The organism is Ruegeria sp. BHSC029, from assembly GCF_059613085.1.
Genome location: NZ_JBXWRU010000003.1, coordinates 247839 through 271919, shown reverse-complemented (window position 1 = coordinate 271919; position 24081 = coordinate 247839). Strand labels below are relative to the sequence as shown.

Annotated in this window: 25 protein-coding genes; 12 read left to right on the top strand and 13 right to left on the bottom strand. The window is 61.3% G+C overall.

Features of this window, described 5'->3' with window-relative positions:
- Nucleotides 1–28 precede the first annotated feature (28 nt).
- The 4 genes from AC2FML_RS08365 to AC2FML_RS08350 form a co-directional block, all read right to left on the bottom strand.
- The gene (locus AC2FML_RS08365) at nt 29–871 is read right to left on the bottom strand and encodes a DMT family transporter (protein WP_496782757.1); all 843 of its coding nucleotides are present in this window, start codon (nt 869–871) and stop codon (nt 29–31) included.
- 220 nt (nt 872–1091) lie between these two features.
- Complete coding sequence (groL, locus tag AC2FML_RS08360; protein ID WP_170339978.1) at nt 1092–2735, bottom strand: chaperonin GroEL; 1644 nt, start codon at nt 2733–2735, stop codon at nt 1092–1094.
- 57 nt (nt 2736–2792) lie between these two features.
- Complete coding sequence (gene groES / locus AC2FML_RS08355; RefSeq protein WP_093964650.1) at nt 2793–3080, bottom strand: co-chaperone GroES; 288 nt, start codon at nt 3078–3080, stop codon at nt 2793–2795.
- A 166-nt stretch (nt 3081–3246) separates the two neighbouring features.
- Nucleotides 3247–3921: a DUF2161 domain-containing phosphodiesterase gene (locus tag AC2FML_RS08350; RefSeq protein WP_170441639.1), complete on the bottom strand. Its 675-nt coding sequence runs from the start codon at nt 3919–3921 to the stop codon at nt 3247–3249.
- Between the two features lie 115 nt (nt 3922–4036).
- Between AC2FML_RS08350 and AC2FML_RS08345 the strand changes: the two genes are divergently transcribed.
- The 8 genes from AC2FML_RS08345 (at nt 4037) to AC2FML_RS08310 (ending at nt 11273) form a co-directional block, all read left to right on the top strand.
- Nucleotides 4037–5020 (top strand): TraB/GumN family protein, encoded by a 984-nt coding sequence (locus AC2FML_RS08345; protein ID WP_496782755.1) that lies wholly within the window; start codon nt 4037–4039, stop codon nt 5018–5020.
- 110 nt (nt 5021–5130) lie between these two features.
- Nucleotides 5131–6051 (top strand): manganese-dependent inorganic pyrophosphatase, encoded by a 921-nt coding sequence (locus AC2FML_RS08340; protein WP_170357131.1) that lies wholly within the window; start codon nt 5131–5133, stop codon nt 6049–6051.
- A 108-nt stretch (nt 6052–6159) separates the two neighbouring features.
- Nucleotides 6160–7251 (top strand): DUF389 domain-containing protein, encoded by a 1092-nt coding sequence (locus AC2FML_RS08335; protein ID WP_170357130.1) that lies wholly within the window; start codon nt 6160–6162, stop codon nt 7249–7251.
- 84 nt (nt 7252–7335) lie between these two features.
- Nucleotides 7336–8211, top strand: coding sequence for a TIGR01459 family HAD-type hydrolase (locus tag AC2FML_RS08330; protein WP_170357129.1), 876 nt, complete (start codon nt 7336–7338; stop codon nt 8209–8211).
- A 101-nt stretch (nt 8212–8312) separates the two neighbouring features.
- Nucleotides 8313–8756: a MaoC family dehydratase gene (locus tag AC2FML_RS08325; protein WP_093964645.1), complete on the top strand. Its 444-nt coding sequence runs from the start codon at nt 8313–8315 to the stop codon at nt 8754–8756.
- Nucleotides 8757–8836: 80 nt separating this feature from the next.
- Nucleotides 8837–9769, top strand: coding sequence for a bifunctional riboflavin kinase/FAD synthetase (locus AC2FML_RS08320; protein WP_170441627.1), 933 nt, complete (start codon nt 8837–8839; stop codon nt 9767–9769).
- Nucleotides 9766–10239 (top strand): YcgN family cysteine cluster protein, encoded by a 474-nt coding sequence (locus tag AC2FML_RS08315; RefSeq protein ID WP_496782753.1) that lies wholly within the window; start codon nt 9766–9768, stop codon nt 10237–10239. The genes AC2FML_RS08320 and AC2FML_RS08315 overlap by 4 nt, the downstream gene beginning before the upstream one ends.
- Nucleotides 10239–11273: a threonine aldolase family protein gene (locus AC2FML_RS08310; protein WP_170440555.1), complete on the top strand. Its 1035-nt coding sequence runs from the start codon at nt 10239–10241 to the stop codon at nt 11271–11273. Before AC2FML_RS08315 ends, AC2FML_RS08310 begins: the two co-directional genes overlap by 1 nt.
- Here the strand turns inward: AC2FML_RS08310 and AC2FML_RS08305 are convergent.
- Together AC2FML_RS08305 and AC2FML_RS08300 are read right to left on the bottom strand one after the other, a co-directional pair.
- Complete coding sequence (locus AC2FML_RS08305) at nt 11270–12082, bottom strand: alpha/beta fold hydrolase (protein ID WP_170440553.1); 813 nt, start codon at nt 12080–12082, stop codon at nt 11270–11272. The genes AC2FML_RS08310 and AC2FML_RS08305 overlap by 4 nt on opposite strands.
- The gene (locus tag AC2FML_RS08300) at nt 12079–12681 is read right to left on the bottom strand and encodes a 2-hydroxychromene-2-carboxylate isomerase (RefSeq protein WP_496782751.1); all 603 of its coding nucleotides are present in this window, start codon (nt 12679–12681) and stop codon (nt 12079–12081) included. Before AC2FML_RS08300 ends, AC2FML_RS08305 begins: the two co-directional genes overlap by 4 nt.
- 107 nt (nt 12682–12788) lie before the next feature.
- On the opposite strand from AC2FML_RS08300, the gene AC2FML_RS08295 reads away from it, so the two are divergent.
- Nucleotides 12789–13808 carry a ribose-phosphate pyrophosphokinase gene (locus AC2FML_RS08295; RefSeq protein ID WP_093964640.1) on the top strand — a complete coding sequence of 340 codons (1020 nt, stop codon included), beginning with the start codon at nt 12789–12791 and terminating at the stop codon, nt 13806–13808.
- Between the two features lie 21 nt (nt 13809–13829).
- Nucleotides 13830–14270: a ribose 5-phosphate isomerase B gene (rpiB, locus tag AC2FML_RS08290; protein ID WP_496782750.1), complete on the top strand. Its 441-nt coding sequence runs from the start codon at nt 13830–13832 to the stop codon at nt 14268–14270.
- 32 nt (nt 14271–14302) lie between these two features.
- Here rpiB and AC2FML_RS08285 read toward each other — a convergent pair whose 3' ends face one another.
- The 7 genes from AC2FML_RS08285 to AC2FML_RS08255 form a co-directional block, all read right to left on the bottom strand.
- A complete protein-coding gene (locus tag AC2FML_RS08285) occupies nt 14303–14653 on the bottom strand; it encodes an H-type lectin domain-containing protein (RefSeq protein ID WP_093964638.1) in 351 nt (116 codons plus the stop codon).
- 115 nt (nt 14654–14768) lie between these two features.
- Complete coding sequence (locus AC2FML_RS08280) at nt 14769–15179, bottom strand: F0F1 ATP synthase subunit epsilon (RefSeq protein ID WP_170365421.1); 411 nt, start codon at nt 15177–15179, stop codon at nt 14769–14771.
- Nucleotides 15180–15191: 12 nt separating this feature from the next.
- Nucleotides 15192–16616, bottom strand: a complete 1425-nt coding sequence (gene atpD, locus AC2FML_RS08275) for a F0F1 ATP synthase subunit beta (RefSeq protein WP_093964636.1) — start codon at nt 16614–16616, stop codon at nt 15192–15194.
- Between the two features lie 20 nt (nt 16617–16636).
- Nucleotides 16637–17512, bottom strand: a complete 876-nt coding sequence (locus tag AC2FML_RS08270; protein WP_170420253.1) for a F0F1 ATP synthase subunit gamma — start codon at nt 17510–17512, stop codon at nt 16637–16639.
- A 12-nt stretch (nt 17513–17524) separates the two neighbouring features.
- Nucleotides 17525–19063 carry a F0F1 ATP synthase subunit alpha gene (atpA, locus tag AC2FML_RS08265; protein ID WP_170339951.1) on the bottom strand — a complete coding sequence of 513 codons (1539 nt, stop codon included), beginning with the start codon at nt 19061–19063 and terminating at the stop codon, nt 17525–17527.
- Nucleotides 19064–19624 (bottom strand): F0F1 ATP synthase subunit delta, encoded by a 561-nt coding sequence (locus AC2FML_RS08260; RefSeq protein ID WP_170357121.1) that lies wholly within the window; start codon nt 19622–19624, stop codon nt 19064–19066. It abuts the gene before it with no gap.
- A 312-nt stretch (nt 19625–19936) separates the two neighbouring features.
- Complete coding sequence (locus AC2FML_RS08255) at nt 19937–20671, bottom strand: class I SAM-dependent methyltransferase (protein ID WP_170339950.1); 735 nt, start codon at nt 20669–20671, stop codon at nt 19937–19939.
- A 61-nt stretch (nt 20672–20732) separates the two neighbouring features.
- Here AC2FML_RS08255 and gloB point away from each other — a divergent pair, with 61 nt between their 5' ends.
- Nucleotides 20733–21500: a hydroxyacylglutathione hydrolase gene (gloB, locus tag AC2FML_RS08250; protein WP_496782747.1), complete on the top strand. Its 768-nt coding sequence runs from the start codon at nt 20733–20735 to the stop codon at nt 21498–21500.
- A 174-nt stretch (nt 21501–21674) separates the two neighbouring features.
- Entirely contained in the window at nt 21675–23999 is a 2325-nt protein-coding gene (clpA, locus tag AC2FML_RS08245) for an ATP-dependent Clp protease ATP-binding subunit ClpA (protein WP_170357119.1), read from the top strand.
- The last annotated feature ends 82 nt before the right edge of the window (nt 24000–24081 follow it).

Below are 24081 nucleotides of genomic sequence, written 5' to 3'. Positions count from 1 at the left end.
TAATGGCTATTCTTCAGAGAGGAAAGACCTAGCGCCGCCTCACGCGCATAACTGCCAATGCAATACCGCCCACAACCAACCCTGCCCCTGCCATCAGCCGCAGGCTCAGTTGTTCGCCGAGCAGCGCCACACCTGCAATGATCGCAATCACCGGGACGCTCAGCTGCACTACGGCTGCAACCGCAGGCGCCAACTGGGGCAGCAGGCGATACCACAGGGCGTACCCCAACCCCGAGGTTACGCCGCCGGATACGGCCGCCAGACCCAAACCCGCCCAGGTCAAGTTCCACGCCGGAGCGCCCACGATCAAAATGCCAGCGGTTACCGGCAGGGCCACCACAAAGTTCGAGGCCGTTCCCGCCAGCGCATCGGGCTCGGACCGACCGGCAATCGAATACGCAGCCCACCCGACCCCTGCGGCGGCCATCAAGGCTGCCCCTGCCGGGTCCACACGTGCCTCAGCGCCTGGCCACAGCACCCACGCCAATCCGGCCGTTGCAATTGCTGCCCCCGCCACTTGTCGAAAAGTCGGGATCGCCCCGGTCAGGGTGCCGGCCAGAAACATCGTGATCTGGACCACCGCAAACAGGATCAAGGCGCCCAATCCCGCATCAAGTGAGAGATAGGCCACCGAGAACCCGACCATGTACAACGACAAGGACCCTGCTCCGATCACTCGGCGACTGTCGAACACCCGCAGAGCGCCACCCCGCGACACGACCAATGCGCAAAGGACCAGCGCACCACAGAGCACACGAACAACGGCAAAACTCGCCGGGTCGCTGGCTCCGCTCTCAACGGCCAACCGGTTCAGGATGGAATTGGCCGCAAAGGCACACATTGTCAGGGCGGTCAGAAGAAAAAGCTGCATGCCTCACCAATACCGTGTCCGCATGCAATGGACACCCGCTTTCCTGCGCTTCAGTGTGACCGGCTGCGGCGATCCCCAGAATTGCATGCAGCGCCGGCCGAAACACCGCGGATCACTGAAAAAATCAAAACGGGGCCGCCCGAAGGCGACCCCGCTGAAATTCTCGGTAAGACTTTCCCTTGCGGGTTGCCTGAATTCGCTGACGCGAACCCGGACAGTCTTACATCATGCCGCCCATGCCGCCCATGTCGGGCATACCAGCACCGGCGCCTGCACCTTCTTTGGCGGGCTTGTCGGCAACCATGGCTTCGGTGGTGATCAGCAGACCTGCAACCGAGGCTGCGTCTTCCAGAGCGGTACGCACCACTTTGGCCGGGTCGATCACGCCGAACTTGAACATGTCGCCATATTCTTCGGTCTGAGCGTTGAAGCCGAAGGCGGTGTCCGAGGACTCGCGCACCTTGCCGGCAACGACGGCACCGTCGACACCTGCGTTTTCAGCAATCTGACGCAGCGGCGCTTCGATGGCCTTGCGAACGATGTTGATACCGGCGTCCTGATCGGCGTTGACACCTTTCAGATCGGCCAGAGCCTTGCCGGCCTGAACCAGGGCAACACCGCCACCCACGACGACACCTTCCTGAACGGCGGCGCGCGTTGCGTTCAGAGCGTCGTCCACACGGTCCTTGCGCTCTTTCACTTCAACTTCGGTCATGCCACCGACGCGGATAACGGCAACACCGCCTGCCAGTTTGGCAACGCGCTCTTGCAGCTTCTCACGGTCGTAGTCGCTGGTGGTTTCTTCGATCTGGGTACGGATCTGGGCAACGCGTGCTTCGATCTCGGCCTTCTCGCCAGCACCGTCGACGATGGTGGTTTCGTCCTTGGTGATCGACACTTTCTTGGCGGTGCCAAGCATGTCCATGGTGACGTTTTCCAGCTTCATGCCCAGGTCTTCGCTGATGACCTGACCGCCGGTCAGGATTGCGATATCCTGCAGCATTGCCTTGCGGCGATCGCCGAAGCCCGGAGCCTTGACGGCAGCGATCTTCAGACCACCGCGCAGCTTGTTGACAACCAGAGTTGCCAGCGCTTCGCCTTCAACGTCCTCGGCGATGATCAGCAGCGGCTTCTGCGACTGGATCACCTGCTCGAGCAGCGGAACCATCGGCTGCAGCGACGAGAGTTTCTTCTCGTGCAGCAGGATCATGCAGTCTTCCAGCTCGGCGACCATCTTGTCAGCGTTGGTGACGAAGTAGGGCGACAGGTAGCCACGGTCGAACTGCATACCTTCGACGACGTCGGTCTCGGTTTCCAGACCTTTGTTCTCTTCGACGGTGATGACGCCTTCGTTGCCAACCTTCTGCATCGCGTCTGCGATCTGGCGGCCGATTTCAGCTTCGCCGTTAGCCGAGATGGTACCAACCTGCGCGACTTCGTCGCTGTCTTTGACTTCGCGGGCAGCGTTCTTGATTTCTTCGACGACTTTGGCGGTTGCCATGTCGATGCCGCGCTTCAGGTCCATCGGGTTCAGGCCGGCAGCAACCTGCTTGAGGCCTTCCTTGACGATGGCCTGAGCCAGAACGGTCGCGGTGGTGGTGCCGTCACCGGCTTCGTCATTGGTGCGGCTGGCGACTTCTTTCACCATTTGCGCGCCCATGTTCTCGAACTTGTCTTCCAGTTCGATTTCCTTGGCGACCGAAACACCGTCTTTGGTGATGCGCGGCGCGCCGAAGGATTTGTCCAGAACCACGTTGCGGCCTTTGGGGCCGAGGGTCACCTTCACAGCATCCGCCAGGATGTTCACACCCTTCAGCATGCGGTTGCGGGCATCGGTGTCGAACTTGACGTCCTTTGCAGACATGTCTTTTTCTCCTCGAGAAATGTGTTTGAAATGACGATCAGAGCAAGCGCGTGCGCGTTACTCGATGATCCCCATGATGTCGCTTTCTTTCATCATCAGCAGCTCTTCGCCGTCGACGTGGACCTCGGTGCCGGACCATTTGCCGAACAGGATCTTGTCGCCGGGCTTCACAGCCATCGCGATCAGTTCGCCGCTGTCTTTCCGCGCGCCTTCGCCGGTTGCAACGACTTCGCCTTCGCTGGGCTTTTCTTTTGCGCTGTCGGGAATGATCAGGCCGCCTGCGGTTTTCTCTTCGCTTTCGGTACGGCGAACCAGCACGCGGTCATGAAGCGGTTTCAATGCCATCTTTGCAGCTCCTTGGGCTCAAAGGTTGTTTTCCTCCCCCCGCGGTCTTGCGGGGCGTTAGCACTCAGCTTGGTCGAGTGCTAACGACGCATAGCTAGGGGGTGATTTCCGGCGAGTCAACAATCGGTGATGAATTTTTTTCGCGCGCAGCCTGAGGCCGGCCTGGTCAGGTCGGGTCTTCCCAGCTGTAAGCCCAATGCTTCAGACCTTCGGACCCGGAAGGCGACAGTTCATAGACGCCCTTTGCCACCTTTTCGAACCAGCCATAATGGTTTTCGCGCATGAGGCGCGTCGCGGCCGCAACGCCGGTGGCACTGGCGACCTCAGCACCTTTGGTCGCCCCGTGTTCGGCCAGATGCGCGGCACATTTCAGGGCATCCTGCCGATAGGCAGTTACGATTCCGTGCCGGGTTGCCCCACCTGAGTTCGGGTCCCCTTCCAGCCGCTCGAACTCGCGCAACAGTCGCGCAGCTTTGGCCTTGTTCTTTCGCGGCGCATAGTGTCCAGGGTCACAATGGACTTCGACCCGCCCATCCGCACGAACGGTGATCAAACCCAGCCCCAACCGACGACACAGGGACAGGTTGTCCCGCAACGCCCGGCGCGCCGACCGGCCAGTGGGCTTGCAGACGGCCACATAGACCTGATCCGATACCTTCAACCGGGTCACGGCCTGATGGAACAAGGCCAGCGAAAATCTCAGCTTCAATTCAACGATCACTGGATCACAACCGGGCTTGACGGCCACGATGTCGGCGGCGCCCACCTCTCCTTTCACGGAGTACCCTTGCCGCTGCAATAGCGCCTTGATCGGAGGATAGAGATCCTGTTCGCGGTTCATGACGCCATGCTATGGTTTTTTCCGAAAAACGCCATACGGATACACGGCTTGCGCGCGGTAGGCGGGCGTGGCTATCTGTTCCCAAGTTCTTTCAGCCACAATCGGAATGGTCTCGATGCGCGTGTTTCTTTTTGCCCTGCTTGCTGCTCTGCATCCAATTGTGGCCAATGCCGCCTGTGACGGGCGCGATTTGCGGCAAGACATGACGCCTGAGGCCCGGGCCGAGTTGAACGCGGCCACCAGTCAGATGGCATATCCCGAAGGCAATCACTGGATTGCACAGAAGGACAACACTGTTTTGCATCTGATTGGCACATTGCACGTCAACGATCCGCGAATGGACCCGGTGGTCGAGCGGTTGGCGCCGACATTGAGCGAGGCCGACGCGTTTTACTTCGAGATCACCCAATCCGACATGTCCGCTTTCGAACAAGACCTGTCCAAGGATTTCAGCCCGGTTCTGATCAACTCGGGACCAACTCTGATCGATCTGATGAGCGAAGAGGACTGGGCCGTGATTTCCAACGCGCTTTCGGCACGCGGCATTCCCGGTTGGATGGCCGCGAAACTGCGCCCTTGGTTCCTGTCGATGATGCTGGGTATGCCACCCTGCATGCTCCAGGTGCCAGACGCAGACCGGGGAATGGATGCTCGCCTGACCGAACTGGCCGAAGCTGAAGGCAAACCGCAATACTCTCTGGAACAGATCGACGACCTGATCGCGATCTTCGACAGCCACACGCTTGAAGAGCAGGTGCAGTCTTTGGTGCGCATGGTCGATGCCTTTGACGCCGGCGATGACCACATGGTGACGATGGCCACCGCATATTTCGAGGAGAAGCACGCAGAAATCCTGCAATTCGCAAAGATATATGGGCGCGAGACTTCGGGCCTGGCGCCTGACGTGTTTGCACAGGAATGGGCCGCATTCGAGGACCAGCTTCTGGTTCAACGCAACGACAACTGGATGGAAACGATCCTGACCATCGAAAACCAGGCGGCGGTGATCGCGGTTGGTGCCGGTCATCTGGGTGGAGACCATGGACTTCTGCAACAGCTGGAACGCGCCGGATATCAACTGAGCCGCGCACAGTTCTGAGCGGTCAGCGCTTCTGTCAGACCAACCGTCGCAGCCTTGTTTCTGCCGGGTGACAACGCCAATGGACCACCCTATAAGGCGCGCAAACTCCTTATGTGCAGGAAACAGACATGACCACCCAAGTATTTGGCCACAAATCTCCCGACACCGACTCGACCGGATCGCCGATCCTGTGGGCCTGGTATCTGAACGAAGTCAAAGGCGAAAAGGCCGAGGCCGTCCTGCTGGGCGAACCCAACACCGAAGCTGCCTTCATGCTGCAGCGCTGGGACCTGCCCAAGCCGCGCATCATCGAGGATGTCGAGACCGATGCGCCCGTCGTCATCGTTGACACAAACAACCCGGCCGAATTGCCGGCCAATATCAACAACGCCGACATCCGCGCCATCATCGACCACCACAAGCTGGTCGGCGGGCTGGAGACCAAAGGCCCGATCGACATCACCGTGCGCCCGCTGGCCTGCACGGCGACCATCATGATCGACCTGATGGGCGACGACGCCGCCAAGATGCCCGAGGCTGTCAAGGGCGCGGCCCTGACCTGCATCCTGTCGGACACGCTGGAGTTCCGCTCGCCCACGACCACCGCGCATGACCGCGAAGTAGCCGAGAAGCTGGCCGCCGAGCTGGGGCTGGATGTTTCGGCCTATGCTGCCGACATGTTCGCCGCGAAATCGGACGTATCGTCTTTCTCGGACGCCGAACTGATCCGCATGGACAGCAAGGAATACGAGGTCGACGGTACCAAGTTCCGCGTGTCCGTTCTGGAAACCACCGCGCCGGGCGTGGTGCTTGACCGCAAGGATAGCTTGGCCCAGTCGATGGTCGAGGTGGCCAAGGAAGACAGTGTGGACCAGGTGCTGCTGTTCGTCGTCGACATCCTAAACGAAGAGGCCACCCTGTTGGTGCCGAACGACCTGGTCAAATCGGTTGCCGAGAAAAGCTTTGGCGCTTCGGTGTCCGGCGACACGGTTGTTCTGCCGGGCATCATGAGCCGCAAGAAGCAGATCATTCCGAACCTCAAGGTCTGATCCCGCCCACAGTTCAGCGAAAGGCGCCCTCACCGGGCGCCTTTTTTGTTTGCGCGTCGAAAGGTTTGCCGGATGGCAAATCGTTGCTAGGCTAGACGCAGGGACAGGGTGGATCAGGACACGGTGGTCACACGGAAATACAGCACGACACGCAGCATTCTGCTGTTCGAAGGCGGCGACAGGCTTGCCTATTGGCGGCGCTTTGCCATGCTGCTGACCCTTTCGGTGATGATCGCAACCATGGGACTGCTGCGCAACTCTGGCGCCGTGGTCATTGCCGCGATGCTGGTCGCGCCGCTGATGACACCCATTCTGGGCATTGCGGCCGCGATGGTCATGGGCTGGCTGAAACGCGCTTTCGTTCTGACCCTGACGGTCTGCATTGCGGCGGTTCTGTGCGTTATGATGGCCTGGATCCTGGTTTATCTTGCCGATGTCCCGCGCGGCATCCTGATCCCCGATCAGGTCTTGGCCCGCACCGACCCGGGCACCGAAGATCTGATCGTGGCGCTCGCGGCCGGCGTGGCCGGCGCATACGTTCAGATCAACAAGGCCGAACTGAGCCTGCTGCCCGGCGCCGCCATCGGCGTGTCTCTGGTTCCGCCATTATCCGCGTCCGGGATCCTGCTGTATTTCGGGGAACCCGCCGACGCCTACGAGGCGGGTCTTTTGTTCGCGACCAACCTTGGCGCGATCGTTCTGTCGGCCTGCGCGGTCTATATCGTCTATGCCGCAAGGTCGGTTGCATTCGGCAAGGGCCGGCGCAAGCTCAACTTTACTGCCGGTGTGGTCATAACCATGGCGTTCCTGGCCCTCGTCGTGGTCCAGTTGGGAAAATCGACCTACAACCGTTACCTGGAAACCCGTACCGAGGCCGAGGTTGCGCAGGCGATCCGCGACTGGGCGGACCCGGTATCGGTCGAGATCATCCGCATCGACGTGAATGCCAAGCGCAAACGGGCCGAGGTCTGGGTGATCGTAGATCTGCCGCCCGAGGCGCAATTCAAGGTCTCGTCCGTTGCCGGGCTGTTGCCCGAGAGCCTACGGGAAACGTCACTGGTGGACGTTCTGCAGGATGAACTTGGCCCCGGCTATCTCGCCGTCATCCGGTACCAGACCCGCATCGGCGCGCAGGTCATTCTTGGCACCGAAACCGTGCAACAGGCCCCGGATGTCGAAAAGTTGAGCGACGAGGAATGATGGCCAGCACCCGGCTACCTCTGGTCAAGCGGGGCCAGCTTTGCCATAGGTGGCGCAACGCCGTTTCAACAGCCCGAGGCCCGCATGACCCAGATCATCTCCGCGCTTGACCAGATTTCCGACCGTTACAAGGCGCTGTTCGTGGATCTTTGGGGCTGCGTCCACAACGGCATCACCGCCTACCCCGAAGCTGTTGCCGCGTTGAAGGCCTATCGCGACCGGGGCGGCAAAGTGGTGTTGGTGACGAACTCTCCGAAGCCGCGTGCCGGGGTTGCAGAGCAGTTAAAACAGTTCAACGTCCCCGCGGACTGCTACGACACCATCGCGACCAGTGGTGACTCGGCCCGGTCCGCCATGTTCCGCGGGGCCGTGGGCGAGAAAGTCTATTTCATGGGTGAGTGGGAGCGCGACGCCGGCTTCTTCGAGCCGCTGAAAATCCTGGAACATCCGATCCACATCGAACGCGTGCCGCTGGACCAGGCCGAGGGGATCGTCTGCTGTGGCCCGTTCGACCCGATGGCCGACCCGGCCGTGAACCGCCCGGACTTCCTGTATGCCAAGCAGAAAGGCCTGAAGCTGTTGTGCGCCAATCCCGATATCGTGGTCGATCGGGGCGAAGTTCGGGAATGGTGCGCCGGTGCGCTGGCCAAGCTTTATTCCGAAATGGGCGGCGAGAGCCTGTATTTCGGCAAACCACACCCGCCCATTTATGATCTGGCCCGGCGTCGCCTGCATGCGCTGGGAACGGACGTGCCGGATGACGAGATTCTGGCCATCGGCGACGGTCCGCATACCGACATAGCCGGCGGCATGGGAGAGGGAATTGATTCCCTGTTCATCAGCGGCGGTCTGGCCGCATCGGAAACAAAAACGTCGCACCAGCCGGATCCGAATGCTTTAAGCGATTATATTTCCAAGGAAAATATCAACCCAACCTACACGATCGGTCGTCTGCGCTAGGCAGAAAACGCTTGATTTTCTGCAGTTGCGAAGTAATAAAGTTGCCAATCTTGGGTCTTTGGTGATTTTTTGTTGCCGGGCCGATGCATAGTGAGGGCAACATGTTGGACAATCTTCCACGCGGAACGATCTGTATCGAAGACATCGAAATGGGCATGACCCGCTACCTGCGCAAAGTGGTCACGGACGAAGACATCGAGATGTTCGCCCAGGTCTCGACCGACCGGAACCCGGTGCATCTGGATGACGACTATGCCCGCGATACGATTTTCGAGGGGCGCATCGCCCACGGGATGCTGACAGCTGGTCTGATCTCGGCCGTGATCGGTGAACAGCTTCCGGGCCATGGTACCGTCTACATGGGCCAGTCGCTCAAATTCCTTGCACCGGTCCGCCCCGGCGACATGGTCTATGCCGAAGTCAAGGTGATCGACATCGACTTCGCCAAGCGCCGGGTCAAGCTGGATTGCCATTGCGCAGTAGACGGCAAGAAGGTTCTGGTTGGCGAGGCGATGGTTTTGGCTCCATCACGGAAATTCGACTGACGGCAGGTTTTGACGCCCTGCTGGGCGCTGGTCTGGAACTGCCGCTTGAACCCGGCGGACAGTCCCGCTAGGCAAGCCCCATGCAGATCATCCGGGATTTCCAGTTTGTAGACCCAGAAGACCGCGGCGCCAGCGTTGCGATCGGGAATTTCGACGGCGTTCATATTGGCCACCAGTCGGTGATAGATCTAGCCCGGAAGGCATGCCCCGATGCGCCCTTGGGCGTTCTGACCTTCGAGCCGCACCCGCGCGAATATTTCGCCCCGGACGCGCCGCCCTTTCGTCTGATGCGGGGCAATGCGCGCGCGCACCGGTTGGAGAAGCTGGGCGTGCAGAAACTGTACGAACTGCCGTTCAACGCCGCGCTTGCCGGGCTGACGCCCGAGGAATTCGCCCGCAACGTGATCTGCCAAGGCTTGGGTCTGGCCCATGTGGTGATCGGGGCCGATTTCTGTTTCGGCAAAGGCCGCAGCGGCACGGCGCAGGACATGGTTCAGTTCGGCCAGCAGATGGGGTTCGGTGTCACCATCGCCCCATTGATGCAGCAGTCCGATCACGTGGTCTCGTCCACCGCGATCCGGCAAGCCCTGAGCGACGGCCGCCCGCGGGACGCGGCGGCCATGCTGGGCCACTGGCACCGGATCGAAGGCGAGGTTATCGGCGGCGAACAGCGCGGCCGCGAATTGGGCTTTCCCACGGCCAATATGTCGATCGAAGGAATCCACCCCCCAAAATTCGGCGTCTACGCGGTTCTGGTCGACGTGCTGGATGGCCCACATGCCGGCAGCTATCACGGTGCGGCCTCGGTCGGGGTGCGGCCGATGTTCCATGGCGAGGTGCCGAATATCGAAACCTTCCTGTTCGACTTCTCCGGCGATCTTTATGGGGCGACCCTCTCGGTGGGTCTGGTCGAATTCCTGCGCCCCGAGATGACCTTTGACGGCCTCGATGCTCTGATCGCCCAGATGACCGAAGACTGCGATCGCGCGCGCAAGATCCTGGCCGCGACATGAGCAAGGATCCGATCGACCGCGCCGGGCTGGCCCCGCGTTTCTGGGAGCGCAAACCCCTGCAGAAGATGAACCCGCGCGAATGGGAAGCCCTGTGCGACGGCTGCGGCAAATGCTGTCTGAACAAGCTTGAAGACGAGGACAGTGGCGAGGTTGCCCTGACCCGTGTCGCCTGCCGGCTGCTGGATGACGCGACGTGCCGATGCACCCAGTATGACATCCGCCACCAGTTCGTACTGGAATGCATCGTCATGCGCCCGGACAACATTCACGAACACGCCTACTGGTTGCCTCAGACCTGCGCCTACCGCCTGTTGTGGGAGGGCAAGCCCCTTTACGATTGGCACCCGTTGCTGTCAGGGTCGCCCGACAGCGTCCACGCCGCCGGCGTTTCGGTTCAAGGGCTTACCGTGTCCGAATTCGAGACGCCCGAGGAAGAGTGGGAAGACTACATTATCGAGGAGCCAACCTGATGCATTTCGCCTCTGACAATTCCGGGCCCGTCCACCCCGAGGTTCTGACCGCGCTGGCCGAGGCCAATCAGGGCTATCAGATGGCTTACGGCGCCGATGACCTGATGAACGAGGTACGCGACCGGATCCGGGGCATATTCGAGGCGCCCGGGGCGGCTGTCTATCTGGTGGCGACCGGAACGGCGGCAAACTCGCTGGCTCTGGCGACCCTGTCGCAGCCGTGGGAGACCGTATTCTGCTCGCCCGTCGCGCATATTCATGAGGACGAGTGCAACGCGCCCGAATTCTACACCGGCGCCAAGCTGACGCTGGTTCCGGGCGGCGACAAGATGCAGCCGGATGCACTGCGCCGCACCATCGCCGCCGAAGAGACACGCGGCGTGCATGGGCCCCAACGCGGTCCGGTGTCGATCACGCAGGTGACCGAGCGGGGCTCGGTCTATTCGCTGACCGAACTGCGGGCCCTGTGCGGGGTCGCCAAGGAGTTCGGCCTGCCCGTCCACATGGATGGCGCGCGGTTCACCAATGCGCTGGTGGCGCTGAATTGTTCCCCGGCCGAGATGACGTGGAAGGCGGGCGTGGATGCGGTAAGCTTTGGCGGCACCAAGAACGGGCTGATGGGGGTCGAAGCGGTGATCTTCTTCGACGAAAGCAAGGCCTGGGAGTTCGAGTTGCGCCGCAAGCGCGGGGCGCATCTGTTTTCCAAGCACCGGTATCTGTCGGCCCAGATGGCGGCCTATCTGCGCGATGATCTGTGGCTGCGCTCGGCCCGTAAGGCCAACGCCAATTGCGCGCGTCTGGCCGATGGGCTGCGGGCTGCGGGTGCGCAGTTCCTGCATGAACCCCAAGCCAACATCATCTTTGCCAGCTTTCCCCGCAGCCTGCACAAGCGCCTGCACGCGGCCGGTGCCGTCTATCACCTGTGGGGCGACCCACTGGACGGCCCGGACGAGGACGAGATGCTGGCCTGCCGGTTCGTCTGCGACTGGTCGACACCGACCGAGGAAATCGACCGGTTTCTGGCGCTGCTCTAGGCGCGCCAGAACGCGTCGATCTGCGTGGCGGTTTCGCCGGGGTGCGAGACGGGCAGCATGTGCCCTGCCCCCTCGACAACGCCCTGCCGCGCGTCGGCCAAGCGGGCGCGCAGCCCGGCATTGACCACGGCCATGATCGGGTGCGAGGCCGATCCATGCAGCAGCAGGATCGGCATTTCGGCCCGCGCCATGGCCTGCGGGGCCAGCAGGCCGGTGGTGTCGCGGAACAGCGGCCCCTCGACCGCGCCGACCACTCCGACGCCCCGGATCATCGCATTTCGGGCTCGCTCGGGCAGGTCCGGCCAGCGCGGGCTGCGGTCGGTCGTGCCCCACATGCGGTTGAACAGACGGGCGGCCCGGGGGGCGTCGCCTTCGGCAAGGGCGTCCTTGTAGGGCTGAGACTCGGCCGCGTGCTGCGCCGCAAGGGCTGGCGCGTCCTGGTGGGCGACGGCAAAAAACACCGGCTCGATCAGAACGGCGCTGCGCACCAGGTCCGGGTATTCGATGGCCAGCCGCAAGGCGACCATCGCACCGAAACTATGCCCGATCACGTCCATCGGTTCGCTCAGCTGCGCACGGGACAGCGCCGTGGTCAGGTCAAAAAAATCCCCCTGCCCGTCCCAATCCGGGCTGCGTCCGTGCGACAGCATGTCGGGTGCGGTCAGTGTCGCCAGGTCTCCCAAGGCGGCGGCCAGCCCCGACCACGCACCGGAATGCGCGATCGTGCAATGCAGCGCCAGCACCTTTCGGGCGCCCGCCCCTAGAGTGCGGACATGAACGGGCGGCAGAACGGCCTTGGCCTTGGTCATGCCTTGAGCGTCGCCAGATGCGCGTCCAGATCCTCTAGCCGGTCTTGCCCCCAGAACCGCTGATCGTCCTGCGTGATGTAGAAAGGCGCGCCGAACACGCCGCGGTCCACCGCCTCTTCGAGGTTGGCGGCATAGGTCTCGGCCCCGACCAGCAGGCCGCTGTCGGCCAGCGCCGGATCAAAGCCCGCCCCGGCCAGACAATCGCGGATCACGTCATCCTGCGCGATGTCCTTGTCCTCGGCCCAGCAGGCGCGCAGGATCGAATGGCACAGTTTGCCCACGTCGCCCGACCCATCCTGAATGGCCGCGATGATGGCGTATGAGGACGGCGCTGCGTTGGTCGGCCAATGTGCAGGTTGCAGGTTGAACGGCAGGCCCGTCTTCTTGGCCTGACGCACCAGTTCCTGCGCCCGGTATTCGATGCGCGACGGGTGGCGGTCTTTGGGGGGCACGCCGCCGGTGCGCCCGAACAGCGCAATGATGTCGACCGGCTTGTAGTCGATGGTGGCGCCGTGCTTGGCCGCGATCTCCTCCAGCCGTAGCCCGGCGAGATAGGAATAGGGCGACAGTGTCGCAAAAAAGTAGTCAATGTCGGCCATGTGCACTTTCTCCACCCAGTTACCTTTGCGGAACCGTAAGGCCATGCTAAGCGGTGTCAACATCACGAATCTGTCACATTGCCACTGCTGCCCGGGGACCTCAGCCGATGCCGACACATCACGAACCCAAGCTTATTGCTGGGAACGCAAACCTTCCGCTTGCCGAAACCATCGCGCGCCGCATGAGCCTGCACCGCGGCGTCAACCAGCGTCTGGTCGATGCGCGGGTCGAACGGTTCAACGATGGCGAGATCTTTGTCGAGGTTTTCGAGAACGTCCGGGGCGAGGACATGTTCATCATCCAGCCCACCTCGAACCCGGCCAATGACAACCTGATGGAGCTACTGATCATCGCCGATGCGCTGCGCCGATCGTCGGCGGCGCGGATCACCGCGGTTATCCCCTATTTCGGATATGCCCGCCAGGATCGCCGCACCAAGGCGCGCACCCCGATCAGCGCCAAGCTTGTGGCCAACATGCTGACCGGTGCCGGGATCGAACGCATCCTGACGATGGACCTGCATGCGGCACAGATCCAAGGGTTTTTCGACATGCCGGTCGACAACCTGTATGCCTCTCCGATCTTTGCGCTGGACGTCAAGGACCAGTTCCGCGACCAGATGGACGATCTGATGGTGGTTTCGCCGGACGTCGGCGGTGTGGCTCGTGCCCGCGAGCTGGCCAAGCGGATCAGCGCTCCTCTGTCGATCGTCGACAAACGGCGTGAAAAAGCCGGGGAAGTGGCCGAGATGACCGTGATCGGCGACGTGAAGGACAAGATCTGCCTGATCGTCGACGACATATGCGACACGGCCGGTACGCTGTGCAAGGCGGCGCAGGTGCTGATAGACAACGGCGCACGCGAGGTTCACTCGTACATCACCCATGGCGTCATGAGCGGCCCGGCTGTTGAACGCGTCTCGAACTCGGTGATGAAATCGCTTGTTTTGACCGACACGATCATGCCGACCGAAGACATCAAGAAGGCCAAGAATATCCGCACGGTGCCGACGGCCCCGATCTTCACACAGGCCATTCTGAACATCTGGCAGGGCACATCAGTGTCGTCGCTGTTCGAAGACAAGACCCTGATCCCGATCTACGAATCCCTGTACCACACAGACTGAAGAAACCGGAAAGCCATTCCCATGACCGCCAACAAACGTCTGGTTCTTTCCAGCGATCACGCTGCCATCGACCTGCGCAAGGAAGTTGCCGCTTTTACAGCGGCACAAGGCTGGGACGTTCTGGATCTCGGCCCTGACAGCCCCGAAAGCACCGATTACCCCAAGCACGGCAAAGCCGCCGCCGAGGCCGTCGTCTCGGGCGAGTGCCAATTGGGCATTGTCCTGTGCGGCACGGGGCAAGGTATCATGATGGCTGCAAACAAGGTTCCCGGCATCCGCTGCGGCGTCTGTTCGGATACGTTCTCTGCTCGCATGATCCGCCAGCACAATGACGCCAACATGCTGTCGATCGGCGCGCGTGTTGTTGGCACTGGATTGGCGCTGGATATTGTCGATGCCTTTCTGAGCACCGAATTCGAAGGCGGCCGGCACGCGAAACGCGTGGCAATGATCGAATCCTAAGTCATTACGGATGGCCCGCTGGGAACGGCGGGTCAGGAGATGTCCCAGTCGTCCTCGTGGGCAACTTCCCCGATCGCGGTCCATGCCACGCGGATCCGGGCGATACGGGTGTCCGACCACGTCCGGAACACCGCATCAAAGCCCGTGGTTGTAACATTTTCGGACAGCAGCTCGGCGCGCAAGGCCGATGAGGTATCGACATCCCACAAGGACACTCCAATCTGCACGACGGGCGGGGTGCGGAAGGGTTGGCTGAAGGTGACGGGCCGGCGTCGTTCCCGCGGCCCCTCGCCCGTCCACATGTCTCCGCCATCTGCGAATTCCGAGAACAGAACCTCTTCACCTCGGTCAATTCCGATGGGGTGGGTCAAGAATTTCTTCATTGCGCATCAATTCCTATGAATTTCCGCAACTTATCCTGACCTTTCGGCGAAATCACGACAAAAAAACGGCCCCGCAGCAGCAGGGCCGTTTCCAATTCTGACGGTGCATCAGCCGTTACAGGCTCATATGCGTTCCCAGCGCTTCCATGTCGGCCAGCAGCTTGGCTGCCTCGTCGACAATGGTCTGTTCGCCGTTTTCCTTCGCCGCCTCGTGCGAGGCGCGAGCCTCGGCAATCAGCTCGTCCAGATGCGTGCGGGTCACTTCGTCAACCGGGATGGCCTTTTCGGCCAGCACCGACAGAGCATCGCCGTTGATCTGGGCAAACCCGCCGGTGACCAGGTATTCGCTGGTCCCTTCGGGCGCTTCGACCTTCAGGATGCCCGGACGCAGCGTGGTAATGGTGGGGGCATGATCGGGCATCGCCGTCATGTCCCCGTCCGCACCGGGAATCTGGACCGCGCTGGCCTGAAGCGAAGCAAGGCTCCGCTCCGGGCTGACGAGGTCGAATTGCATCGTGTTTGCCATCGGGGATACTCCTTAGGCAGCAGCTGCGGCCATCTTCTCGGCTTTGGCGATCACTTCGTCGATGCCACCAACCATCAGGAAGGCCGCTTCGGGCAGGTGGTCGAATTCGCCGGCCACGACACGCTCGAACGAGTCGATGGTGACTTCCAGCGGAACCTGCACACCCGGCGAACCGGTGAAGACTTCGGCCACGTCGAACGGCTGCGACAGGAAGCGCTCGATCTTGCGGGCGCGGGCCACGGTCAACTTGTCCTCTTCCGACAGTTCGTCCATGCCGAGGATGGCGATGATGTCCTGCAGCGACTTGTAGCGCTGGAGAATCTGCTGAACGTCGGTCGCAACCTTGTAGTGACGCTCGCCAACGATGGCCGGGTCAAGCAGGCGCGAGGTTGAGTCGAGCGGGTCCACGGCCGGGTAGATACCCTTTTCCGAAATCGCTCGGTTCAGAACGGTGGTTGCGTCCAGGTGGGCGAACGAGGTTGCCGGCGCAGGGTCGGTCAGGTCGTCCGCAGGCACGTAGATCGCCTGCACCGAGGTGATCGAGCCCTTCTTGGTCGAGGTGATGCGTTCCTGCAGGGCGCCCATGTCGGTGGCCAGCGTCGGCTGGTAGCCCACCGCCGAAGGAATACGACCCAGCAGAGCCGACACCTCGGAACCCGCCTGCGTGAAGCGGAAGATGTTGTCGACGAAGAACAGAACGTCGGTACCGGACTGGTCGCGGAACTGCTCGGCCAGGGTCAGACCGGTCAGAGCAACACGGGCACGCGCCCCCGGAGGCTCGTTCATCTGGCCGTAGACCAGGGCCACCTGGCTTTCCGACAGGTTGTCGGGCTTGATGACGTTCGATTCGATCATCTCGTGGTACAGGTCGTTGCCTTCACGGGTCCGTTCACCAACACCTGCGAACACCGAGAAGCCCGAGTGCACTTTTGCGATGTTGTTGATCAGTTCCATGATCAGAACGGTCTTGCCCACGCCGGCACCGCCGAACAGGCCGATCTTGCCGCCTTTGGCGTAGGGCGCCAGCAGGTCAACCACCTTGATGCCGGTGACCAGGATTTCCGACTCGGTCGACTGTTCGTCGAACTCGGGCGCGGGCTGGTGGATGGCACGGGTTTCAGTCGCTTCGACCGGGCCCTTTTCGTCGATCGGCTCGCCGACGACGTTCAGGATGCGGCCCAGGGTGGCGTTGCCAACCGGAACCGAGATCGGTGCGCCGGTGTCGACAACATCCGCGCCACGGACCAGACCTTCGGTCGCATCCATCGCGATGGTACGGACGGTGTTTTCACCCAGGTGCTGGGCAACTTCCAGCACCAGGCGCTTGCCGTTGTTTTCAGTTTCAAGTGCGTTCAGAATTTCAGGCAACTGATCTTCGAAGTGCACGTCGACGACGGCCCCGATGATCTGTGTGACTTTGCCTTTTGCATTCGCCATGTTTCGTCTCCGGTTTGTCTCTACAGCGCTTCGGCGCCGGAAATAATTTCAATCAGCTCGTTGGTGATCACGGCCTGACGCGAGCGGTTGAACTGGATCGTCAGCTTGTCGATCATCTCGCCCGCGTTGCGCGTCGCGTTGTCCATCGCGGACATCCGTGCACCCTGTTCCGAGGCCCCGTTTTCAAGCAGAGCCGAGAAGATCGCCGTGGCGACCCCCTTGGGCAGCAATTCGGCCAGAATGGCCTCTTCGCTGGGCTCGTAATCGAACACGGCGCCGCTGTCGTCCCCTTCGGTCTCCTCGAACGAGGCGGGGATGATCTGCTGGGCCGTCGGGATCTGGGTCACGACGTTCTGGAACTTCGCGTAGAAGATCGTTGCAACGTCGAACTCGCCCGCGTCGAAACGCGACAGGATGTCCTTTGCGATGTCCTGCGCATTGGCATAGCCGATACGCTTGACCTCGCTCAGGTCGATGTGGCCCACGAACAGATCGCCATAATCACGCTTGAGTGCGTCGCGGCCTTTCTTGCCGACGGTCAGAATCTTGACCGTCTTGCCCTTGCCGCGCAGCTCATCCGCCTTGGCGCGAGCCAGCTTGGAGATGTTCGAGTTGAAGCCGCCGCAGAGCCCGCGCTCGGCCGTCATGACGACCAGAAGGTGGACATCGTCGCTGCCGGTGCCGCGCAGCAGCTTGGGGGCGCTGTCGCTGCCCCCGACCGATGCTGCCAGCCCCGCCATCACGGCATTGAACCGTTCGGCATAGGGGCGCGAGGCTTCGGCAGATTCCTGGGCGCGGCGCAGTTTTGCAGCCGCGACCATCTGCATGGCCTTGGTGATCTTGCGGGTCGATTTGACCGACTCGATCCTGTTTTTAAGGTCCTTAAGACTTGGCATCGCCGCGTCTCCTTAAGCGAAGGTTGCGGCGTATTCGTCCAGCGCAGCCTTGATCTTGTCGGCAGCCTCGCCCTTGATCTTCGGATCTTCGTCGGTAATCCACTGCAGCAGATCGGCATGCTTGCCGCGCAGATGCGCCAGCAGACCCGCTTCGTAGCGGCCAACGTCCGAAACGTCGATCTTGTCGAGATAGCCGTTGGTACCGGCGAAGATCACGCAGACGATTTCCGCATTGGTCAGCGGCGAGTACTGCGGCTGCTTCATCAGCTCGGTCAGACGCGCACCACGGTTCAGCAGCTGCTGGGTCGCGGCGTCGAGGTCCGAACCGAACTGCGCAAATGCAGCCATTTCGCGGTACTGGGCCAGTTCCAGTTTCACCGGACCAGCAACCGACTTCATCGCGTTGGTCTGAGCCGACGAACCCACGCGCGAAACCGACAGACCGGTGTTCACGGCGGGGCGGATGCCCTGATAGAACAGCTCGGTTTCCAGGAAGATCTGGCCGTCGGTGATCGAGATCACGTTGGTCGGAATAAAGGCCGACACGTCGCCGCCCTGGGTTTCAATGACCGGCAGAGCGGTCAGCGAACCGGCGCCGAAGTCTTCGTTCAGCTTGGCCGAACGCTCCAGCAGGCGCGAGTGCAGGTAGAAAACGTCACCCGGATAGGCTTCGCGGCCCGGCGGACGGCGCAGCAGCAGCGACATCTGACGATAGGCGACGGCCTGCTTGGACAGGTCATCATAGATGATCAGAGCGTGGCGGCCGTTGTCGCGGAAGTATTCGGCCATCGCGGTTGCGGCATAGGGTGCCAGGAACTGCATCGGCGCCGGGTCGGACGCGGTTGCGGCCACGACGATCGAGTATTCGATGGCGCCGGATTCTTCCAGTTTCTTCACCAGCTGAGCAACGGTCGAACGCTTCTGACCGATGGCCACGTAGACGCAGTACAGCTTCTTCGATTCATCGTCGCCAGCGGCTTCGTTGTAGACCTTCTGGTTCAGGATGGTGTCCAGAGCCACGGCGGTCTTGCCGGTCTGACGGTCGCCGATGATCAGTTCACGCTGGCCACGGCCGATCGGGATCATCGCGTCAACCGACTTCAGGCCGGTCGCCATCGGCTCATGCACCGACTTACGCGGGATGATGCCCGGCGCCTTGACGTCTGCGACGCCGCGCTGCTTGGCATTGATCGGGCCTTTGCCGTCCAGCGGGTTGCCCAGACCGTCAACAACGCGGCCCAACAGTTCGTCACCAACCGGAACGTCCACGATCGAGTTGGTGCGCTTGACGGTGTCACCTTCCTTGATGTCACGGTCCGAGCCGAAAATCACGACACCGACGTTGTCGGCTTCGAGGTTCAGCGCCATGCCCATGATGCCGCCGGGGAACTCGACCATCTCACCCGCCTGCACATTGTCCAGGCCGTAAACACGGGCAATACCGTCACCGACGCTCAGCACGCGGCCGATTTCGGCCACCTCTGCTTCTTGACCAAAATTCTTGATCTGGTCTTTCAGGATTGCAGAAATCTCTGCGGCTTGGATACCCATTTATCCGACCTCTTTCATTGCATTCTGTAGGGAGTTGAGCTTGGAGCGGATCGAACTGTCGATCATCTGCGAGCCCACTTTGACGACAAGACCACCGATGAGGCTTTCATCGACGGTCGCATTGATGGTCACGTCCTTGCCTACGCGCTCGGACAGTGTCTTGGACAGTTTCTCCAGCTGGGTCTTGGTCAGCGCCTTGGCCGAGGCAACTTCGGCAGTCACTTCGCCGCGCTCGTCAGCCAGCATTTCGCGCAGAACCTTGATCAGCTGCGGCAGCACGAACAGACGGCGCTTCTGCGCCATCAGAGCCAGCGTGTTGCGCAGGATCGGGTGCAGCCCCATCTTGTCGGCCACGGCGGTGATGGCCGCCTGCTGGTCGGCCCGAGAGATCAGCGGCGAAGAGATCACCTCGCGCAGGTCCGCGCTTTCACTCAATGCAGCCGAAAGGTCATTGATGCCGGTTTCCAGACCTGCAAGGTCCTTGTTCTCTTTTGCGATCTCGAAGATCGCCGTTGCATAGCGTTTGGCTATGCCCGTGGAAATCGAAGCTGGTTCGGACACGTCCACCCTTCCGATATTTTAGGCCCCGATTTCGCGTGTGGCAGCTGAACCGGGGGCGTGAGGAAACCCCGTCCTGAAAGGGCGGGGATCAAAATCACCGGGGATGTAGCAGAGCCTAAGCCACCTAGCAATATGTTATGCCGGGCTCAGCTTTATCCACAAAATCTTTCTTTTCAATTAGTTACGGAAACTGCGACGGTTTGAACCCATTCGCCGGCGCGAAAAATGTTACCAAGTTGCCTGTTTTAGCGATTCCTGTGGCCTTTTTCCCTCATGTTTCCGGGAATCCCGCGCTTGTGGATGCGCGCCAGTTCACGCCGGCTTCAGCAATCCGTCCAACGCTTTGATGGGGCGTTTTTCAGCATCCTTGGTCACGCTGCCGCTTGGTGGCCGCACGAGCTTGCTGGCTTCGACCATCAGAACACCACCGGCCATGATGGTCGGGATCCGTTGCCCTGTCTTTTCGATCAACCCACCCGAGCGCAGCCAGAACCGCCGGAACGAGGGCGGCAGGTAAAGCGCGGAACAGTGCATCTCGGGCACGAAATGATGTGCGCGCAACTGGTTCTCCAACTGGGTTGCCGAATACGGATGTCCGTAACCAAAGGGCGTTCGGTCGGTTCGGGACCAAAGCCCGGCCCGATTGGGAACGACGAACACCGCTCGACCTCCCGGCCCCAGAACACGCCAGCATTCTTCAAGCAGTTGACTGGGTCGTTCCGAGGTCTCGAGCCCGTGCATGACCACCAGCTTGTCCACATGACCGGTTTCGATCGGCCACCGGGTTTCCTCGGTCAGCACCGACACGTTCTGCATACCGGCGGGCCAAGGCATCACCCCTTGCGGTCCGGGCATCAGGCCGATGACACGCCGCGCGTCCGCAAGATAAGGGCGCAACAGAGGCACCGCAAAGCCGAATCCGGCCACCGTCTGGCCCTTGGCCTCGGGCCACAGTTCGATCAGCCGGCCACGAATGGCAGCCTGCGCCGCACGCCCCAGCGTGCTGCGGTAGTAGAAGTTCCTAAGATCCTGCACATCAAGATGCATTGCAGATACCCGATCGATCGGCTTAGCTGAGCGCAGTCTAGCAACGAAAGGGCAAAAGGCCATGCCTCTTGAGATCGTCACCATCCCCTGTCTCAGCGACAACTATGCTTTTCTGGCACATGACCATGCAAGCGGACAGACAGCCCTGGTCGACGCTCCGGAGGCCGGACCCATTCTGGCCGAATTGACCGCACGCGGCTGGCGCCTGAGCCATGTCCTTCTGACCCATCACCACTGGGATCACGTCGACGGCTTGCCGGGCATCCTCGAGCAGCACCCAGCACAGGTGATTGGTGCGGCGGCCGACGCACACCGACTTCCTCCCCTCGACCAACAGGTGGCTGACGGTGACCGGTTCGAGATTGGGGGCGAACCCGTCGAGGTTCTGGATGTCTCGGGGCATACGGTGGGACATGTGGCATATTACATGCCCAAAAGCGCGGTGGTGTTCACGGCCGACAGCCTGATGGCGCTGGGATGCGGGCGCTTGTTCGAAGGAGACGCAGCGCAAATGTGGACCTCGCTTTCGAAAATCGCTGCTTTGCCCGACGAGACGTCGGTCTGCTCGGGTCACGAATACACCCAGTCAAACGCACGATTTGCGGTAACCATCGATCCTTACAACACAGCGCTGCAGCAACGGGTGCATGAGATCGATCAGGCACGGGCAAAGGGTCGCGCGACCGTGCCGTCAAATCTGGGCGTGGAAAAGGCGACCAATCCGTTCCTGCGCGCGACTGATCCCAAGATTCAGGCACAGCTTGGAATGGTGGGGGCTGACCCGGTCGCCGTTTTTGCCGAGATCCGGGGTAGAAAAGACCGCTTCTGATGCCTAATTGGACTTCTTCACGGCCACGGTCACGTTAAATGTGACTGTCAAGTGAAAGAAAACCCTTGAAGCCGCGCCATGATCAACCAAACTCTAATAGTATGAGGTCATGGTTGGGATGGGGATCCGGCCAATACTCGAACCCCTTCCGGCCCAATACAGAGGAGCACCCGCGTGCCTTCATTCTCGAGCACACTGGAACAAGCCATTCACGCGGCCCTGGCGGCTGCAAACGAACGGCGTCATGAATTCGCAACGCTGGAGCATCTGCTGCTGGCGCTGCTGGAAGAACCCGATGCGGTGCGCGTCATGAAGGCGTGCAGCGTGGATCTGGACGAATTGCGCAGCTCTCTGGTCGAGTTCATCGACGAGGATCTGTCCAATCTGGTGACAGACATCGACGGGTCCGAAGCCGTACCGACAGCTGCGTTCCAGCGTGTTATCCAGCGCGCTGCGATCCATGTGCAAAGCTCGGGCCGGACCGAGGTGACCGGGGCAAATGTTCTGGTGGCCATCTTTGCCGAACGGGAAAGCAACGCTGCATATTTCCTGCAAGAGCAGGACATGACGCGGTATGACGCGGTGAATTTCATCGCCCACGGCGTCGCCAAAGACCCGGCGTTTGGTGAAAATCGTCCGGTGACCGGCGCCGATCAGGGTGAAGAGGAAGCGCAGAACGCCTCCGGTGACGCCGACCAGAAGGAAAGCGCGTTGGGCAAGTATTGCGTGGACCTGAACGCCAAATCCCGCGCCGGCGACGTCGATCCGCTGATCGGTCGCGCCGACGAGGTCGAGCGCTGCATCCAGGTTCTGTGCCGCCGCCGTAAGAACAACCCGCTGCTGGTGGGTGATCCGGGCGTGGGCAAGACGGCGATTGCCGAAGGCTTGGCCTATAAGATCGTCCAAGGCGACGCGCCAGACGTTCTGGCCAACACCACCATCTATTCGCTGGACATGGGCGCATTGCTGGCCGGCACGCGCTATCGCGGCGACTTCGAAGAGCGGCTCAAGGCCGTGGTGACCGAGCTTGAGGATCACCCAGACGCCGTGCTGTTCATTGATGAGATTCACACCGTGATCGGTGCGGGTGCAACTTCGGGCGGCGCCATGGATGCCTCGAACCTGCTGAAGCCTGCGTTGCAGGGCGGCAAGCTGCGCACCATGGGTTCGACCACCTACAAGGAGTTCCGCCAGCACTTCGAGAAGGACCGCGCGCTGTCGCGTCGGTTCCAGAAGATCGACGTGAACGAGCCTTCGGTCGAGGACAGCGTGAAGATCCTGCGCGGTCTCAAGCCCTATTTCGAAGAGCATCACGACATCAAATACACCGCCGACGCGATCAAGACCGCGGTCGAGCTGTCTGCGCGTTACATCAACGACCGCAAACTGCCTGATAAGGCGATCGACGTGATCGACGAGGCCGGTGCGGCCCAGCATCTTGTGGCCGAAAGCAAGCGGCGCAAGACCATCGGCGTCAAGGAGATCGAGGCCGTGGTGGCCAAGATCGCGCGCATTCCGCCGAAGAATGTCACCAAGGACGATGCCGAGGTTCTGAAGGACCTTGAGAACTCGTTGAAACGGGTGGTGTTCGGGCAGGACCAGGCAATCGAGGCTCTGTCCAGCGCAATCAAGCTGGCACGGGCCGGTCTGCGCGAGCCGGAAAAACCGATCGGAAACTACCTGTTCGCCGGCCCGACCGGTGTGGGCAAAACCGAGGTCGCCAAGCAACTGGCCGATACACTCGGCGTGGAACTGCTGCGCTTCGACATGTCGGAATACATGGAGAAACACGCGGTCAGCCGTCTGATCGGTGCGCCTCCGGGCTATGTCGGCTTCGATCAGGGCGGACTGCTGACTGACGGCGTTGACCAGCACCCGCATTGCGTGCTGCTGCTGGACGAGATCGAGAAGGCGCACCCGGATGTGTTCAACATCCTGCTGCAGGTGATGGACCACGGCGAGCTGACCGATCACAACGGCCGGACGGTGAACTTCCGCAACGTGGTGTTGATCATGACCTCGAACGCGGGCGCGCAGGAACAGGCCAAGGCCGCTATAGGCTTTGCCCGCGACCGGCGTGAGGGTGAAGATACCGCCGCAATCGAACGGATGTTCACCCCTGAATTCCGCAACCGTCTGGACGCGGTAATCTCGTTCGCGCCGCTGCCCAAAGAGGTCATCCTGCAGGTGGTCGAAAAATTCGTCCTGCAGCTTGAGGCGCAACTGCTGGATCGTGGCGTCACCATCGACCTGACCCCGAAAGCTGCCGAGTGGCTGGCCGACAAGGGTTATGACGACAAGATGGGCGCACGGCCTCTGGGCCGGGTCATCCAGGAGCACATCAAGAAACCGTTGGCCGAAGAACTGCTGTTCGGAAAGCTGGCCAAGGGCGGTGTTGTGCGGGTCTCGGTCAAGAGAGGCGATCTGGATCTCGAGATTATCGGCCCCGACAATCCGCGGATCTCGGGCGACAAGCCGCCGCTGCTGACCGCGGACTAGACCTCGGTTCAATCAAAAAAGTCTCGTCGCCCGGCAGTCAGTTCTGCCGGGCGATTTCTTGAGAGGCCGCCCCCTCCCGAAA

Coding starts and splice junctions, on each gene's coding strand:
- AC2FML_RS08270 (WP_170420253.1), bottom strand. CDS start 17,512: ATGCCAAGTCTTAAGGACCTTAAAAACAGGATCGAGTCGGTCAAATCG.
- AC2FML_RS08305 (WP_170440553.1), bottom strand. CDS start 12,082: ATGACCAAGGCCAAGGCCGTTCTGCCGCCCGTTCATGTCCGCACTCTA.
- AC2FML_RS08345 (WP_496782755.1), top strand. CDS start 4,037: ATGCGCGTGTTTCTTTTTGCCCTGCTTGCTGCTCTGCATCCAATTGTG.
- AC2FML_RS08340 (WP_170357131.1), top strand. CDS start 5,131: ATGACCACCCAAGTATTTGGCCACAAATCTCCCGACACCGACTCGACC.
- gloB (WP_496782747.1), top strand. CDS start 20,733: ATGCCTCTTGAGATCGTCACCATCCCCTGTCTCAGCGACAACTATGCT.
- AC2FML_RS08365 (WP_496782757.1), bottom strand. CDS start 871: ATGCAGCTTTTTCTTCTGACCGCCCTGACAATGTGTGCCTTTGCGGCC.
- groES (WP_093964650.1), bottom strand. CDS start 3,080: ATGGCATTGAAACCGCTTCATGACCGCGTGCTGGTTCGCCGTACCGAA.
- atpD (WP_093964636.1), bottom strand. CDS start 16,616: ATGGCGAATGCAAAAGGCAAAGTCACACAGATCATCGGGGCCGTCGTC.
- AC2FML_RS08325 (WP_093964645.1), top strand. CDS start 8,313: ATGTTGGACAATCTTCCACGCGGAACGATCTGTATCGAAGACATCGAA.
- AC2FML_RS08300 (WP_496782751.1), bottom strand. CDS start 12,681: ATGGCCGACATTGACTACTTTTTTGCGACACTGTCGCCCTATTCCTAT.
- AC2FML_RS08350 (WP_170441639.1), bottom strand. CDS start 3,921: ATGAACCGCGAACAGGATCTCTATCCTCCGATCAAGGCGCTATTGCAG.
- atpA (WP_170339951.1), bottom strand. CDS start 19,063: ATGGGTATCCAAGCCGCAGAGATTTCTGCAATCCTGAAAGACCAGATC.
- AC2FML_RS08280 (WP_170365421.1), bottom strand. CDS start 15,179: ATGGCAAACACGATGCAATTCGACCTCGTCAGCCCGGAGCGGAGCCTT.
- AC2FML_RS08330 (WP_170357129.1), top strand. CDS start 7,336: ATGACCCAGATCATCTCCGCGCTTGACCAGATTTCCGACCGTTACAAG.
- groL (WP_170339978.1), bottom strand. CDS start 2,735: ATGTCTGCAAAGGACGTCAAGTTCGACACCGATGCCCGCAACCGCATG.
- AC2FML_RS08315 (WP_496782753.1), top strand. CDS start 9,766: ATGAGCAAGGATCCGATCGACCGCGCCGGGCTGGCCCCGCGTTTCTGG.
- AC2FML_RS08295 (WP_093964640.1), top strand. CDS start 12,789: ATGCCGACACATCACGAACCCAAGCTTATTGCTGGGAACGCAAACCTT.
- AC2FML_RS08255 (WP_170339950.1), bottom strand. CDS start 20,671: ATGCATCTTGATGTGCAGGATCTTAGGAACTTCTACTACCGCAGCACG.
- AC2FML_RS08320 (WP_170441627.1), top strand. CDS start 8,837: ATGCAGATCATCCGGGATTTCCAGTTTGTAGACCCAGAAGACCGCGGC.
- AC2FML_RS08310 (WP_170440555.1), top strand. CDS start 10,239: ATGCATTTCGCCTCTGACAATTCCGGGCCCGTCCACCCCGAGGTTCTG.
- AC2FML_RS08285 (WP_093964638.1), bottom strand. CDS start 14,653: ATGAAGAAATTCTTGACCCACCCCATCGGAATTGACCGAGGTGAAGAG.
- rpiB (WP_496782750.1), top strand. CDS start 13,830: ATGACCGCCAACAAACGTCTGGTTCTTTCCAGCGATCACGCTGCCATC.